At 33.4% G+C, this 16,379-nt stretch carries 13 protein-coding genes; 9 read left to right on the top strand and 4 right to left on the bottom strand.

All coding sequences use genetic code 11. The annotated features are described in order from the left end of the window. Positions 1-53: 53 nt before the first annotated feature. Both KGI96_RS05290 and KGI96_RS05285 read right to left on the bottom strand, forming a co-directional pair. Positions 54-1,304 (bottom strand): NupC/NupG family nucleoside CNT transporter, encoded by a 1,251-nt coding sequence (locus KGI96_RS05290; protein ID WP_211597989.1) that lies wholly within the window; start codon positions 1,302-1,304, stop codon positions 54-56. 152 nt (positions 1,305-1,456) lie between these two features. Next, complete coding sequence (locus KGI96_RS05285) at positions 1,457-3,889, bottom strand: class I adenylate cyclase (RefSeq protein ID WP_211597988.1); 2,433 nt, start codon at positions 3,887-3,889, stop codon at positions 1,457-1,459. Between the two features lie 174 nt (positions 3,890-4,063). Here KGI96_RS05285 and KGI96_RS05280 point away from each other — a divergent pair, with 174 nt between their 5' ends. The 3 genes from KGI96_RS05280 to KGI96_RS05270 all read left to right on the top strand — a co-directional run bounded on the left by KGI96_RS05280 (position 4,064) and on the right by KGI96_RS05270 (position 6,455). Continuing rightward, entirely contained in the window at positions 4,064-5,767 is a 1,704-nt protein-coding gene (locus tag KGI96_RS05280) for a protein-disulfide reductase DsbD (RefSeq protein WP_211597996.1), read from the top strand. A 74-nt stretch (positions 5,768-5,841) separates the two neighbouring features. Then, entirely contained in the window at positions 5,842-6,120 is a 279-nt protein-coding gene (locus tag KGI96_RS05275) for a type II toxin-antitoxin system RelE/ParE family toxin (protein WP_211597987.1), read from the top strand. Between the two features lie 11 nt (positions 6,121-6,131). After that, positions 6,132-6,455 carry a HigA family addiction module antitoxin gene (locus KGI96_RS05270; protein WP_211597986.1) on the top strand — a complete coding sequence of 108 codons (324 nt, stop codon included), beginning with the start codon at positions 6,132-6,134 and terminating at the stop codon, positions 6,453-6,455. A 182-nt stretch (positions 6,456-6,637) separates the two neighbouring features. Here KGI96_RS05270 and KGI96_RS05265 read toward each other — a convergent pair whose 3' ends face one another. Further along, positions 6,638-7,219 (bottom strand): hypothetical protein, encoded by a 582-nt coding sequence (locus KGI96_RS05265; RefSeq protein ID WP_211597985.1) that lies wholly within the window; start codon positions 7,217-7,219, stop codon positions 6,638-6,640. Positions 7,220-7,482: 263 nt separating this feature from the next. After that, positions 7,483-10,311, bottom strand: coding sequence for an excinuclease ABC subunit UvrA (gene uvrA, locus KGI96_RS05260; RefSeq protein WP_211597984.1), 2,829 nt, complete (start codon positions 10,309-10,311; stop codon positions 7,483-7,485). 178 nt (positions 10,312-10,489) lie between these two features. Here uvrA and aphA point away from each other — a divergent pair, with 178 nt between their 5' ends. From aphA to frr, 6 genes are all read left to right on the top strand, one after another. Continuing rightward, a complete protein-coding gene (gene aphA, locus KGI96_RS05255; protein ID WP_211597983.1) occupies positions 10,490-11,233 on the top strand; it encodes an acid phosphatase AphA in 744 nt (247 codons plus the stop codon). A 234-nt stretch (positions 11,234-11,467) separates the two neighbouring features. After that, entirely contained in the window at positions 11,468-11,968 is a 501-nt protein-coding gene (locus tag KGI96_RS05250; RefSeq protein ID WP_249111423.1) for a single-stranded DNA-binding protein, read from the top strand. 174 nt (positions 11,969-12,142) lie between these two features. Beyond that, entirely contained in the window at positions 12,143-13,303 is a 1,161-nt protein-coding gene (locus KGI96_RS05245) for a chorismate mutase (RefSeq protein ID WP_211597982.1), read from the top strand. A 146-nt stretch (positions 13,304-13,449) separates the two neighbouring features. Then, on the top strand, positions 13,450-13,740 hold the full coding sequence (locus KGI96_RS05240; protein WP_211597981.1) for a co-chaperone GroES: 291 nt from the start codon (positions 13,450-13,452) through the stop codon (positions 13,738-13,740). A 50-nt stretch (positions 13,741-13,790) separates the two neighbouring features. Continuing rightward, entirely contained in the window at positions 13,791-15,437 is a 1,647-nt protein-coding gene (gene groL, locus KGI96_RS05235; protein ID WP_211597980.1) for a chaperonin GroEL, read from the top strand. Between the two features lie 352 nt (positions 15,438-15,789). Further along, the gene (frr, locus tag KGI96_RS05230; RefSeq protein ID WP_211597979.1) at positions 15,790-16,347 is read left to right on the top strand and encodes a ribosome recycling factor; all 558 of its coding nucleotides are present in this window, start codon (positions 15,790-15,792) and stop codon (positions 16,345-16,347) included. The last annotated feature ends 32 nt before the right edge of the window (positions 16,348-16,379 follow it).

The following is a 16,379-nucleotide window of genomic DNA, read 5'->3' as shown; positions in this document are numbered from 1 at the left end:
AAACGACAAACACCACTGATTAAGCAGTGGTGTTTACTTACGCTATACAAATTTTAACCTACAATTGCACCACCAAGTCCAATAAATAGACCTGCAATTGTTGCACTCATTAAGTTAGATAAAGATCCAGCTAATACAGCTTTCATACCTAAGCGAGCAATATCACTACGACGAGTTGGTGCCATTGTACCAATACCACCAATTAAGATTGCGATTGAACTGAAGTTTGCAAATCCACAAAGTGCAAATGTAATAATAGCCACTGTTTTATCACTTAAATGAATGGCTGATTCAGGTGCTAAGTATTTGATGAATTCTAAATAGCCTACGAATTCATTTACAACTAATTTAATACCAATCATCTCACCAGCAATACCTGCTTCATTCCAAGGAACACCGATTACCCACGCAAGTGGTTTAAATGCGTAAGCAAAGATTAAGTTTAATGAAAGATCAGGATAACCAATCCAGCCACCGATACCACCTAGAAGACCATTGATTAATGCAATTAATGCAACAAATGCGATTAACATTGCACCCACGTTAGCAGCAAGACCTAAACCAGTACTCGCACCAGATGCCGCAGCTTCTAATACGTTTGCAGGTTTTTCTAAATCAACTTCTTCTAATTCATCTTTAAATGTTTCAGTTTGTGGAAGAATAATTTTTGCAAATAATAACCCACCTGGTGCAGCCATAAATGATGCTGCGATTAAGTAAGTTAGAGGGACACCCATTCCAGCATAAGCTGCCATTACTGCACCTGCGATTGATGCTGTACCACCAGCCATTACTGCAAATAACTCAGATTCAGTCATTTTATTAACAAATGGCTTAACCACCAATGGTGCTTCTGTTTGTCCAACAAAAATATTTGCTGCTGCTGACATTGATTCTGCTTTTGAAGTACCTAATGCTTTTTGTAGCAATCCACCTAACACTTTGATCACTATTTGCATAATACCGATATAGTAAAGTACTGAAATTAATGCGGAGAAGAATATAATTGTTGGTAATACTCTAAATGCAAAAACAAAACCAAGTTTAAATGTAGTTGATAGTTCACCGAAAACAAAAGCAATACCTTCGTTACCGTAATTTATCACGTGTTGAATACCTGTTGCCATAGCACCTAACGCATCACGTCCAGCAGGAACATAAAGAATTAATGCCCCTAAACCAACCTGAATTGCTAATGCTCCAAAAACAGTACGAAAACTTATTGATTTTTTGTTATTAGAGAATAAAAAAGCAATCCCTAAAAGAACAAAAATCCCTAATAAGCTGTTTAATAAACCATTCATAGATAAGACCTCATTAAGTTAAATTATAAAGTGTGTAAATTTTACTGAATTTTTTATAAAAAATCTCAAAATATATTCAAAAATGTGAGCTTTCTCACATTTATAAAATAAACGTTATTTCAACAATAGGATATGATAATTATTTTACAAAATTATGCAATACTTTCAAATAATTCAATATGTTTTTTCCCTTCCTTTTCAACAAACTGATAAAACTGAGGAAAATTAAAGCTGAGTTTTTGTGCTTTTTTTTCTGCAAAAGTGGCATTAATCAATTTCACTTTTTTATCTTTACTTCCCTTACAGTTTAAATAACAATCTAAATGATTTTTTTCATCTAAAATATAAACATTAAAGGTAGTTTCTGTTTGATCTTCAAAAAAGAATTGGGTAAAACCCTCAATTGCAAACTCTCCAATTTCTTTAGGGAGCAAATGTTTTTTTAATAAACGCTCTTTTTCTGTAAATTTTTGAGATAATCCTACCGCTTGTTCTGAGTTTATTTCAATATTTCCAAATACAAACTGCCATTTTTGATTAGAAATCTCAGAACGTATTAATAGTTGTTTTTGATAATTAACACCTGTTTGTATAACAATACAACGGTTAACCAAAGCACTAATTAAAGATTGTAATTGTTGATTAAAATGTCGAGAATAACAAAATACATTTAATGAATGAGGTGCAAAAGTACTTTGGTAAAGTTTGTTAGATAAAAGTTTTAATGCATCTAAAACGGCATTTTCACCCTCAAAATACTCTGTTCTAATTTCACTCCACATATTACGATAAATTAACCCAATGCTACCTACAACCTTTTGTTGAGAATATCCTAAATTAAATAATTCTTTTGATGAAGGCTTAAATGACATCTCATTCATTTCTTTTGTTGGATCTTTGGTTAAATTAACGACTACCACTAAATGTTGTATTTCATTAGGATGATGCCACGCTTCACTACTTGGTAAAGGCACTCTAATAGGTATATTTAAACGAATATCTGCAATAAATTGACGTAACTGAACTAAATTAACGGTTTTACTAATAATATGTAAATCCGTTTTAGGGGTAATCAATCCATTAAAATACGCCCAAGAAATCAGTTGAATAAGATAAGGAAAATGTTGTACATAACGAGAATTAGAATCGTACATAATTTTAGGGGGATGATTCAGTAAATACCATCCTTTTTTAGGTGCTTTCGCTTCCACAAAAGTGAGGGCATCCTCCGCTAAATTCCATTTTATTTTATTATTTAATAATGTCACTTTTCCTGGCAAAACTTCAAATGTGGAATATAGTTGACGGACTAATATGTCGCTATCTTGAGAAAGAATAGTAGGGGTAATATTTTGTTGTCTTACAAAGTTAATCAATTTATGGTAACTCTGCATAAAAATGCCAACCAAAGTTTGTTGGTGCAAAATTGCTTGTTTAACTTTCCACTCTGTTCGACAAGATAATTCTTTCACCTGTTCTGGAGACCATTGCCATTTTGAAATCAATTCCTGTAATTGATTTAAACGCCAACTACCATTATTTTGTGGTATTCCTTCTGTCACCTTAATATAAAAACAGCGACGAATGTTTTCAAGACGTTCAAATTCTTGTTCTTTAGTTAAATAGGCAGTAACTTGCTCAAGTATTGCTAAATAAGGGTCAAAATGATAATCCGAACGTTTATCTTGCAATAACATTTTTTTGAATTGTTTAGAAATTAAATTTGTTTCAGGATAGGTTTTTGTATAACTTTCTAGCAATAAAATTTTTATAGCTGATTTATAAGGAGAATTAATGCTCTTATAAAGTTGCCATAAACTCGCACCAAAAAACTCATCAATGGAAAGCGCTGAAAAATCCCCAAAATCTAACCATTCATCAAGATCTACCCCATCGGAAATAAGTTGCTCAATAGCTTCTTGATAAGATTGCCCTTCTTCTTTTAAAAGATGAAGCCACAATAGTCTTTTTCCTGTAAGACGAATAGCGGAACGATAAAATTCATCTAACAAAAAAAAGTGTTGTGCTGAACCACTATTCTCTTTGGTTACTTTATTATAATAAAATTGTTTTTTAAATTGATTAGGATTCATTAAATAAAAATGAATTTCCACATTGAATTTATTTGCCCACTCTTGGATTAAACTAAACTTACTTTCGATTAATGATTGCTGTTGTAAATTAAAATATTTTTCACTACATACCCAAATATCTAAATCAGAAGTAGGGGTTTGTGAAATTGATCCCGTACTTCCCATTGCATACACAGCATCAAAACTTGGTTCATCCACTTCCAACAATGTATCATCATAAATATTTTTGGTTAAAAATTGTTTTTGATAAGGGGTCAATGAAAATTGCCAAATTCCTTTTGGTGCAGAGGGTACATAAGCGGGTAACTTCGGATGATTACAATGAATAAGTAAGGTAAGTAACTGGAAAACGTGCTGAAAATCAGTATTATTTGTGGTTGCAGTAAGCGTACGCTCTATCCGTAATTCATCAAGTGCATTAACTCTCTGTATCGCAATATCTATTTGCGAAATACTCGAATAATCTTGAGATTGTAGATTTAATTGAGGCACAGTTCACTCCATAAAAAACTGTGATCAATGTATCATTTTTTGAAAAAAAGTAAAGTTTTAGATGAAGTATTTTCCATTTTTATCGGTGAATTTAAGGACAAATAAAATGATTGCTAAAGTATGTTATAACCAAGTAAAATGCTTTCTGATAAAAACTTTACACTTTTAAAACTTATGCTGATTCGATTTTTAACCTTAATGTTAAGTTTAGTGCTGACTTTTTCTAGCTCAGCAAATTTATTTAAACAGAATAAACCTCAATATTTACCCAGTGAACAAGCATTTATTTTTTCATCTGAACAAAAGACCAATACATTAAAATTATTGTGGCAAATTTCACCTAACTATTATCTATATAAAAATAAAATGAGTATTACACCTGAAAATGGTGAAATTAAACCAATTGTACTTCCTCAAGGTGAACCATATTTTGATGAATTTTATGGTAATACTGAAATTTATACAAAGCAGCTTGAAATCAATGTTAATGCTGTTTCAACACAACCTGATTTTAATTTAACGATTGAATATCAAGGGTGTACCAAAGGTTTTTGCTATCCCCCTGAAAAACAAACCGTCCATTTTATAAAAAATGAAGCGGTCACATCTGATCAAAAATTTGCAAATTTCACAAAAGATCTTACCGCTTCAACAGATATTAATCAGCTTGAAAATAACCCAATTTCTCTCTTTTGGTTTTTAATTTTCGGCTTAGGATTAGCCTTTACTCCTTGTGTAATGCCAATGTTACCTTTGCTTTCAGCCATTGTCATAGGGCAACAACATAGACCCAATACCAAAAAAGCATTCTTATTAAGTTTTAGCTATGTGCAAGGAATGGCACTTACCTACACATTATTGGGCTTGCTTGTCGTCAGCATTGGCTTACCTTTTCAAGTCGCATTGCAAAGTGCTCCTGTATTAATTAGTTTAAGTATTATTTTTATATTATTCGCTTTTTCAATGTTTGGCTTATTTGAAATTAAATTACCAAATAGCTGGCAACAGAAACTAAATACAATTAATCAAAATCAGCAAGGCGGATCAATAAAAGGTGCTTTTGTAATGGGAATGGTTGCAGGTTTAGTTGCCTCACCTTGCACCTCTGCACCGCTTTCAGGTGCGTTGCTCTATGTTGCTCAAACAGGAAATTTTCTTATTGGTGGTACTGCACTTTATTTATTAGGATTAGGTATGGGTATCCCATTGATTTTTATTACCTTATTCGGTAATAAAATACTACCAAAATCAGGAGAATGGTTAATTAAAGTAAAAATTGCTTTTGGCTTCGTAATGTTAGCTTTACCTATTTTTTTATTAAATCGCATATTACCACAGTATATTGAACCTTTTATGTGGTCTTCATTAGCTTTGGTCTTTTTAGCTTGGTTAAGTTTTCAACTTCCAAAAAACAAAATATGGCATAAATTATTACATATTTTGTTATTTATGGGTTTAGCAGTGAGTTCAAAACCTTATTTAGATTTATTCTTTAATTCCAATATTTCATCACAAAAACAATCATCATCAGCCGTCATTTATGTAGACAGTTTTGCAGATTTACAACAAAAAGTGACCGCTTATAAAGGTCAAAAAATAATGTTAGATCTTTACGCAGACTGGTGTGTCGCCTGTGAAATGTTAGAAGAAGAAACCTTTTCCGCTCCAAAAGTAAAACAAAAATTACAACAGATGGTTGTTTTAAAAGCAGATTTAACTAAAAATACTATAAAAAACAAAGAACTAATGAAAAAATTAAACATTTTAGGTTTACCCTCTATTTTATTCTTTAATGAACAAGGTCAAGAACAACCTCATAAACGAATTAACGGATTTATGGATGCGGAAGATTTTTTGAAAAGGTTAAATGATTTGTAAAATTGAATATCTTAATTGACAGTTGTAAAGAGTGGCGATACAATTGATCTGTATTAATCAAATAGGTAGTTATTGTGATTATTTCATTTAAACATAAAGGATTAGAAAAGTTTTTTAGAACTGGTTCTACTGCAGGGATTATTGTATCTCATAAAAATAAGTTAAATCGTATTTTAACGGTTTTAGAGAATGCAACAGATATTCAAACAATTAATTTACCTGGTTATGATTTACATAAATTATCAGGTGCTTTGCAGGAGCATTGGAGTGTAAAAGTAAACGGAAATTGGCGTATTACATTTAAATTTGAAAATGGTGATGTTGAAATAGTCAATTACCAAGATTATCATTAAGGAGTAAAAATATGAGAATGTATAATCCACCTCACCCTATGGCAATTGTTAGAGAAGATATTTTACCTGAACTTAATATAACAGTAACAGAATCAGCAAGACAGTTAGGTATATCACGCGTAACTTTATCAAGATTACTCAATGAAAAATCTGCAATCACGCCCGATATGGCAATTCGGTTACATAAATGGCTAGGTCGTGGTCCTAGCCCTGAAACGTGGTTAAAAATGCAGTTAGCTTACGATTTGTGGCAAACCCAACAAAAGAACAAAGAATATAATGTTATTCCTATTGAATATGATGAAAATGATTCAGCCGTTTTGGCTTCAGCATAATTTTATATAATATCTTGATTTTATAATGGTTAATTTAGGGACAAAGCATGCTTTGTCCTTATGTTATATTATCCTTTATCTAAAACCAGTTTTTAAACTAGCGGTATAATCTTTAGTATTTTCTACAATTTTAGTCTAAATATTTATTTAGAACTATTAAAAATACTCCATTACACTAAGTATTACTTTTCATGTACACTTAAATATAATGAGCTTCCCTCTGACTCATTGCTAATAATTGAACCATTTTTACTACAAGAAGTATTTATACCATTTTGAAGTTGAAGGATAATCTTTTTATTATTTTTTTCGAAATAATAATGGCTAATAGGAAGTCTACTAATTAAACAATTATAGCTTTTAACATTTTCTGTTGATGAACTTAAATTTTTAGTAAATTTATAACCACTCTTTATGAGTGATTTTTTAAACTGATTAAAATGTGAAGAAAGCTTTTCAGAATATTGAGTTCCTTTTGTACCAAATTCTACGTTTAACCTTGAAGCTCCATCATAAAAGAAAAGAATCTCTGAAATCTCAAAACTATCAACTGCTAAGGTGTAGGTAACACCACTATCATTTTTTTCTACTATATATGGAATCCCTTCTTTTTCCAAAAAATGTTCAATATCAGAACGAGAAACTTCACTAGCACTATGATTTGTTACAAAATTAACGACTTTCATCACTTCTTCTTCACCATCTGCAAAAGCATTAAGACTGATAGCCATATTTAAAATAAAGCATAAAATCAGTTTTTTCATTGTTTACTCCTTGATGTTTATTGAATATAAAAAAACATCAGGATTGTACAAAAAAAAACAATATTGCAATGTTTTTTATTCTAAAATGTGAGAAATAGCATAATTTTGTTTGAAATTTTAGATTTGTAAATTTTTGGTTTGATGTATCCGCTATCCATTTTTTAGTGGCAGTAAATATTTATAGACAGGGCATACCCTGTCTATAAATTGTTGATTTTTAATAAAATTTGTAAATTTTTATTGAAATGTAACCGCTATATCTTTTATCCTTTCTCTAATACTGCTTTTAAAAAATGTGCGGTATAAGATTTTTTATCTTTTGAGACTTGTTCAGGCGTTCCCTGTACGATGATTTCTCCACCACCGCTACCGCCTTCTGGACCTAAATCGATAATCCAGTCAGCAGTTTTGATAACATCCAAATTATGCTCAATCACCACAATGGTATTACCGTGATCTCGTAACTTATGCAGCACCGTTAATAACTGTTTGATATCCGCAAAATGTAAGCCTGTGGTTGGTTCATCAAGGATATAAAGGGTTTTTCCTGTATCTCGTTTTGAAAGTTCAGTCGCTAATTTCACACGCTGTGCTTCACCACCTGAAAGCGTTGTTGAAGCTTGTCCTAAGCGAATATAGGATAATCCCACATCTACTAGAGTTTGTAATTTACGTGCTAAAACGGGGATTGCATCAAAAAATTCTCTGGCTTCTTCCACTGTCATATTTAACACTTGATCAATGGTTTTGCCTTTGTAACGAATTTCTAAGGTTTCTCGATTGTAACGCTTGCCTTTACAGTGGTCGCAAGGGACATAAACATCAGGTAAAAAGTGCATTTCAACTTTGATTACTCCATCACCTTGACAGGCTTCACAGCGTCCGCCTCGCACATTAAAACTAAAACGCCCAACGTTATAGCCTCTTGCTCGAGATTCAGGCACGCCAGCAAAGAGTTCACGAATTGGGGTAAATACACCTGTATAAGTCGCAGGGTTGGAACGTGGTGTTCGCCCAATCGGACTTTGGTTGATATCAATCACCTTATCAAAGTGGGCTAAGCCTTCAATACTTTTATAAGGAGCAATATTACGTTTATCGGCGCGATTTAATTCATTTTGAGCCAGTGGAAATAAGGTATCATTAATTAAGGTTGATTTACCTGAGCCAGAAACACCTGTTACGCAAGTAAACAAGCCTGCTGGAATCTCTAAATTGACATTTTTAAGGTTATTTCCTGATGCGCCTTTTAAACTGAGAATACGTTTAGGATCACGTTTTACTCGTTTAGTTGGAATATCAATTTTTTCTTTACCAGAAAGGAATTTACCCGTTAAAGAGTGTTCATTTTGCATAATCTCTTTTGCCGTTCCTTCTGCAATCACCTCACCACCGTGAACCCCTGCTCCGGGTCCAATATCAATAATATGATCCGCCATTAAAATGGCATCTTCATCGTGTTCAACTACAATTACGGTATTACCTAAATCACGCAAATGCACCAATGTTTGAAGTAATCGTTCATTGTCTCGTTGATGTAAACCAATTGACGGCTCATCAAGTACATACATTACCCCCACTAGACCTGCTCCAATTTGACTGGCTAAACGGATACGCTGTGCCTCTCCCCCTGAAAGGGTTTCTGCACTACGAGACAGGGATAAATAATTCAATCCAACATTGACTAAAAATTGTAAACGCTCACGAATTTCTTTTAAAATTTTCTCGGCAATTTTGGCTCTTTGACCAGAGAGGGTCAGATTTTCAAAAAATTCAGCCGCTTCACCAATACTTTTTTCTGAAATCTCAGGTAAATTGGTTTTTTCAATAAACACATTACGGGCTTCTTTGCATAAACGAGAACCATTGCAGGCTTTACAAGGACGGTTGTTAATATATTTTGCCAGTTCATCACGCACTGAATTAGATTCTGTTTGTTGATAACGGCGTGCCATATTATTTAACACTCCCTCAAAGGTATGAGTACGAGTAACGGTATCGCCTTTATCATTAATATAATTAAATTTAATCTCTTCTTCTGAACCATTTAAAATAATATGTTGGATCTTTTTAGGTAGCTGATTAAATGGCTTTTCAATATCAAATTTGTAATGTGCAGCTAATGATTTCAATAGACTGAAATAATAGAAACTACGGCGATCCCAACCTTTAATTGCCCCATTAACTAATGAAATTTCAGCATTTTGAATTACCTTTGTTTCATCAAAATATTGCTGAATACCTAAACCATCACAGGTTGAACACGCCCCAGCTGGGTTATTAAATGAGAATAAACGAGGTTCCAATTCTGTTAAAGAATAACCACATTCTTTACAGGCAAAGCTAGAAGAAAACACTAATTCTTCTGCGTTTGGATCGTCCATATCTGCCACAATCGCCGTTGAGCCTGAAAGATCTAATGCGGTTTCAAAGGATTCTGCTAAACGTGTTTTTAAATCAGTACGTACTTTGAAACGATCCACGACCACTTCAATGGTATGTTTTTTCTGTAATTCTAAGGTTGGGGGATCGGATAAATCACAAATTTCGCCATCAATTCTTGCTCGAATATAACCTTGAGCGGTTAGATTTTCTAATAATTTTATATGCTCACCTTTACGAGCTTTAACCACTGGAGCCAGTAACATTAAACGTTTACCCTCTGGCTCTTCCAATACACGATCCACCATTTGAGAAATCGTTTGAGCTTGTAAAGTAGTATTATGCTCAGGACAACGAGGTTCACCCACACGAGCAAAAAGTAAACGTAAGTAATCGTGAATTTCTGTGATTGTTCCTACTGTTGAACGTGGGTTGTGTGACGTCGATTTTTGCTCAATAGAAATTGCTGGTGAAAGCCCTTCTATATGATCCACATCAGGCTTTTCCATTAACGATAAAAACTGTCTTGCATAAGGGGAAAGGGATTCTACGTAACGGCGTTGTCCCTCGGCATAAAGCGTATCAAATGCCAAAGAAGATTTTCCAGAACCAGATAAACCTGTGACGACAATCAATTTATCACGAGGAATAATTACATTTATATTTTTTAAATTATGGGTTCTTGCCCCACGCACATCAATGTTTTTCATATTGTAACGCTCTTAATAATGGTCATTTTTACGGAAATAATGTGATCATTATCTCATTATTTGAAAAAAAACATATAAATTTTCAATTTTGTGATGATTTTTTTTAAAAAAAGCAAAATATATCTCAAATTTAAATAATGACTTTAATATCTATAACAATCCTCAAGGAGTTTATTCTATGAAAAAGTATTTTAAATTACTAACATTTTTTGCTTTATGTACAACAGCCGTTTCTCCAGTTGCCGTTGCAAAACACAAAGTACCTTACACTAATGAAGGTTTTTATACAACTGCTCCAACACAAGTAGCTGTACACTTTACTTCACTTGATAATATTAAGAAAAGTTTAGAAGGCAAAGCACCAATGACAGTAAGTTTTGACATAGATGATACTGTTCTTTTTTCTAGTGCTTATTTCCATTATGGTTTCACTTTTGGTGAAAAATTAGGGTTTGGAAAAACAATTCGTGAAGTTTTAAATTCTCAAAAATATTGGAACTGGTTAGCTGAACAAGGGGATGAGATGTCTATCCCTAAAAAATCGGCGAAAGCAATCATTGATATGCATAAAAAACGTGGGGATAAAGTTGTTTTCATTACAGGTCGTACAAAACACACTAATAATGAAAATGGTACAGTAACTAAAACTGCAAAAGTATTACAAAAATACTTTGATTTACCAGAAGATACGGTAATTTGGTACACTGCTTCAACACCTGTTGCTCCATACAAAAATGATAAAGCATTCTATATTAACAAAGTAGGTTCACAATTACATTACGGTGATTCAGATGATGATATTTTATCTGCTCGTGAAGCGGGTATTCGTGGTATTCGTATACAACGTTCATATTCTTCAACTAATCCACAAAAATTAAATGGTGGTTATGGTGAAGAAGTATTAATCAATTCAGCTTGGTAATACACAATAAACATTAATTTTGTTCAAATAAGAATAGCATCATACTTGTGGTGCTATTTTTTTATATCTAAATATTTTCTAAAAAGTAAACACTTTAAAATTTAATTTTTCGATCATTATCATAAATTTTATAATAACTGTACAAAAAATCAGTTTTACTAGTGATTTTCTTTTTAATTTCAGGCAAAATACACAGAATTGTAAATAACCAATAAATTAAGAAGAGGAATTTTTATGGCAGGTGTAAATAAAGTAATTATTGTTGGCAATCTAGGAAATGATCCAGATATGAGAACAATGCCAAATGGTGAAGCGGTAGCAAATTTAAGTGTTGCAACGTCAGAAAGTTGGACAGATCGTAATACAGGTGAACGCCGTGAAGTAACAGAATGGCATAGAATAGTATTCTTCCGTCGTCAAGCAGAAGTAGCGGGTGAGTATTTACGTAAAGGTTCAAAAGTTTATGTCGAAGGAAAATTAAAAACCCGCAAATGGCAAGATCAAGCAGGGCAAGATCGCTATACAACTGAAATTGTAGGTGATGTATTGCAAATGTTAGATAGCCGTAATGGTCAAGCAGGAGGCTTTGCTCCTCAAACACAACAAGGCGGTTACTCCGCACCACAGCAACAAAATAGTTTTAGTTCTGCTCCAAAATCATCTACTCCATCTCAGTCAGCACCGCAACAATCTGCACCTCCGATGGATAATTTTGATGATGATATTCCATTTTAACGTATATCGTATCTATTAGTTGTAATTTAAATTGGTAAATTCAAGCTTGAGGTACCATTCATCTAAATTTTGAATTTACCTCAAGTGATGTTTGGTAGCCTAATATTTTTCTTGGTTTATTATTTAAATTGAGCCAAAAAAATCATTATAAATAATACTATTGGGAAGAACGCAATGCCGTTAGATTTATCAGAAATTCGTCAGCAAATTACTCAAATAGATCGTAATTTGTTAAAATTATTATCAGAACGTCATCAGCTAGCTTATGACGTCGTTCGAAGTAAAGAATTAACGCAAACACCATTAAGAGATCTTGAACGAGAAAGAGAAGTTTTAAAAGAATTAATTCTTTTTGCAGAAAATGAAAGCTACCCTTTAGATCCTTTGTATATTACACAAATATTTCAAAAAATAATGGAAGATTCTGTGTTAACACAACAAAATTATTTACAAAGTAAAATTAATAAAACAAAACAGAGCACAATAACCGTTGCTTTTTTAGGAATGCGTGGTTCGTACTCACATTTAGCAACGAGACAATTTGCTAAACAACATAAAGAAACCTTGATTGAGCTTAGTTGTAATTCTTTTAACGATGTCTTAGAGCGAGTAAAATCTGGAGAAGCCGATTATGGTATTCTTCCGTTAGAAAACACAACTTCAGGCTCTATTAATGATGTGTATGATTTATTGCAGCATACGGATTTATCTTTAGTCGGAGAGTTAGTTTACACTATTAACCACTGTATTTTAGGTATAACACCCGTTGATTTAGGTAAAATTGAAACCTTATATAGTCATCCACAAGTTATTCAACAATGTAGTCAGTTTATCCAACGTTTGAATAAAGTTCATATTAAATATTGTGAAAGCAGTTCCCACGCAATGAAACTTGTAGCGAGTTTAAATAATCCTAATATCGTTGCACTAGGTAATCAAGAAGGGGGGCGTATTTATGGATTAGAAGTATTAAAACAAGATATTGCCAATCAGAAAAATAATATCACTCGCTTTGTTGTTTTTGCTAAAGAACCGATTGAAGTGTCTCCCCAAATTGAAACTAAAACGTTATTATTAATGAACACCACTCAGCAAGCGGGGGCGTTAGTTGATGCGTTAATGGTATTTAAAAAGCATAATATCGTGATGACAAAATTAGAGTCTCGCCCCATTTATGGCAAACCTTGGGAAGAAATGTTCTATATTGAATTAAGAGCAAATATTCACAATAAAGCAACTCAAGAGGCGTTAGAAGAGCTAAAAGAGTTTACTCGCTACATAAATGTATTAGGTTGTTATCCAAGTGAGGTGATTGAACCCACTAAAGTTGGGTGATTAATAAAAAATCATTACATACTGAAATAAAAAGAAATTTTATAAAAAAAGACGACTTTTTTCTTGAAAGCAACAAAATAATCCCCATATATCCAGAGCTACACAATAGGTGTAGATTTTAATTTTCTTTTTTAGGAGTAAAATCAATGAATATTCGTCCATTACACGATAAAGTAATTTTAAAACGTGAAGAAGTTGAAACAAAATCAGCAGGTGGGATTGTTTTAACTGGTAGTGCGGCAGAAAAATCAACCCGTGGTAAAGTCATTGCGGTTGGAGCGGGTCGTATTTTAGAAAATGGTTCAGTACTTCCTATGCAAGTTAAAGTAGGAGATACTGTTATTTTTAATGATGGTTATAACCTAAAATCAGAAAAAATTGATGGTGAAGAAGTATTAATTTTATCTGAAGATGATATTTTGGCGATTGTAGAATAATCGGTATATAAAAATAGAATAAAATTAAACAAAATATAAGGAATAAAAAAATGGCAGCAAAAGATGTAAAATTTGGAAATGATGCACGTATCAAAATGCTTAAAGGTGTAAATGTTTTAGCTGATGCAGTAAAAGTCACTTTAGGTCCGAAAGGGCGTAATGTTGTGTTGGATAAATCATTTGGTTCTCCAGCAATTACAAAAGATGGCGTATCAGTTGCTCGTGAAATTGAATTAGAAGATAGATTTGAAAATATGGGTGCACAAATGGTGAAAGAGGTTGCCTCTAAAGCCAATGATGAAGCAGGGGATGGTACAACCACAGCAACAGTTTTAGCTCAATCAATTATCAGTGAAGGTTTAAAATCTGTAGCAGCAGGTATGAACCCAATGGATTTAAAACGTGGAATTGATAAAGCGGTAATTGCAGTTGTCGAAGAGTTAAAAAATCTCTCCAAACCTTGTGAAACATCGAAAGAAATTGAGCAAGTAGGGACAATTTCTGCAAACTCTGATTCAACAGTAGGACAATTAATTGCACAAGCAATGGAAAAAGTTGGTAAAGAAGGCGTTATCACTGTTGAAGATGGTTCTGGATTAGAAGATGAATTAGCGGTGGTTGAAGGTATGCAATTTGACCGTGGCTATTTATCACCATATTTCATCAATAAACCAGATGCAGGTACGGTTGAATTAGAAAATCCATTTATCCTTTTAGTTGATAAGAAAATATCAAATATCCGTGAATTATTACCAACTTTAGAGGCGGTTGCAAAAGTAAATAAACCATTATTAATTATTGCAGAAGATCTTGAAGGTGAAGCATTAGCAACCTTAGTTGTAAATAATATGCGTGGTATCGTGAAAGTAGCAGCGGTTAAAGCTCCAGGTTTTGGTGATCGTCGTAAAGCAATGTTACAAGATATCGCTATTCTAACTGCGGGTACTGTAATTTCAGAAGAAATCGGTATGGAGTTAGAAAAAGCAGGACTTGAAGAATTGGGTCAAGCGAAACGAGTAGTGATCAACAAAGATAACACCACTATTATTGATGGTATCGGTGATGAAGAGCAAATCAAAGGTCGAGTAGCTCAAATTCGTCAACAAATTGAAGAATCAACGTCTGATTACGATAAAGAAAAACTTCAAGAACGTATGGCTAAATTAGCGGGTGGTGTGGCAGTAATCAAAGTAGGTGCAGCGACAGAAGTTGAAATGAAAGAGAAAAAAGACCGTGTTGATGATGCCCTTCACGCGACTCGTGCTGCGGTTGAAGAAGGTATTGTTGCAGGTGGTGGTGTTGCGTTAGTTCGTGCAGCGTCAAAAGTCGCAGAAAGCTTAAAAGGTGATAATGAAGATCAAAATGTAGGAATTAAACTCGCATTACGAGCAATGGAATCACCACTTCGTCAAATTGTTGAAAATGCAGGCGAAGAAGCCTCTGTTGTTGCTCGTAACGTAAAAGATGGTTCAGGTAACTACGGTTACAATGCAAGTACAGAGACTTACGGTGATATGTTAGAAATGGGTATCTTAGATCCGACTAAAGTTACACGTAGTGCATTACAATTTGCAGGTTCAATCGCAGGTTTAATGATTACCACTGAATGTATGGTTACCGATCTTCCAAAAGAAGATGCCCCTGATTTAGGTGCTGCTGGAATGGGTGGTATGGGAGGAATGGGCGGAATGATGTAATATCTTCTTCTATTAAGACACTATCTTACAAACTGTGTAAGTTATAAAAATAGGGTTCAGGGTTATCCCTTGAATCCTATCTCCAGAAATAGTCAAAAATTGATTCAAAATCAAGCCCCAATTTCTGATTGGTTGTGTCCATTTTGATATCTCCCTTAACCATAAATAAACAGATTTAGTGACCGTCTCATCTGTTGGATAGGAAGATTTATGTTTGCTTATGATTTACTCAAGGATTTTGGATTTTGGATTATAGATATTATTATATAACTAAAATAACACTAGGAAAATTAAGGCAGATTCGGTACAATCTGCCTTAATTTTTTAGCTATTTATCAAAAAGGATGATCAAATGATTATTGAAATAAAAAAAGATGCAGAACAACGTATGACTAAAAGCTTAGAAGCGTTTAAAGATCACATTTCTAAGGTACGTACAGGTCGTGCTCAACCAGCTTTATTAGACGGTATTCAAGTTTCTTATTACGGTGCCTTAACCCCACTTCGCCAATTAGCAAATGTGGTGGCAGAAGATGCAAGAACACTCGCGGTAAGCGTATTTGATCGTAGTTTAATCAGTGATGTTGAAAAAGCAATTATGAGTTCAGACTTAGGTTTAAACCCAATGACAGCAGGCACCACAATTCGTGTACCACTTCCACCATTAACAGAAGAACGTCGTCGTGATTTAATTAAAATCGTAAAAGGCGAAGCAGAGCAAGGGAAAGTGGCAGTGCGTAATGTACGCCGTGATGCGAACGATAAAATCAAAGCATTATTAAAAGATAAAGAAATCAGTGAAGATGAAGAGCGTAAAGCACAAGACGAAATTCAAAAAATTACCGATCAATTCATTAAACAAGTTGATGAAGTGTTAGCGGGTAAAGAAAAAGAATTATTAGATTTCTAATTTTTTGAAGCGGTCAGATTTTAGTTGTTTTT

Source organism: Phocoenobacter atlanticus subsp. cyclopteri, assembly GCF_018343795.1.
GTDB classification, from domain to species: Bacteria; Pseudomonadota; Gammaproteobacteria; order Enterobacterales; family Pasteurellaceae; genus Phocoenobacter; species Phocoenobacter atlanticus.
This window is presented reverse-complemented; position numbering and strand designations above follow the sequence as displayed.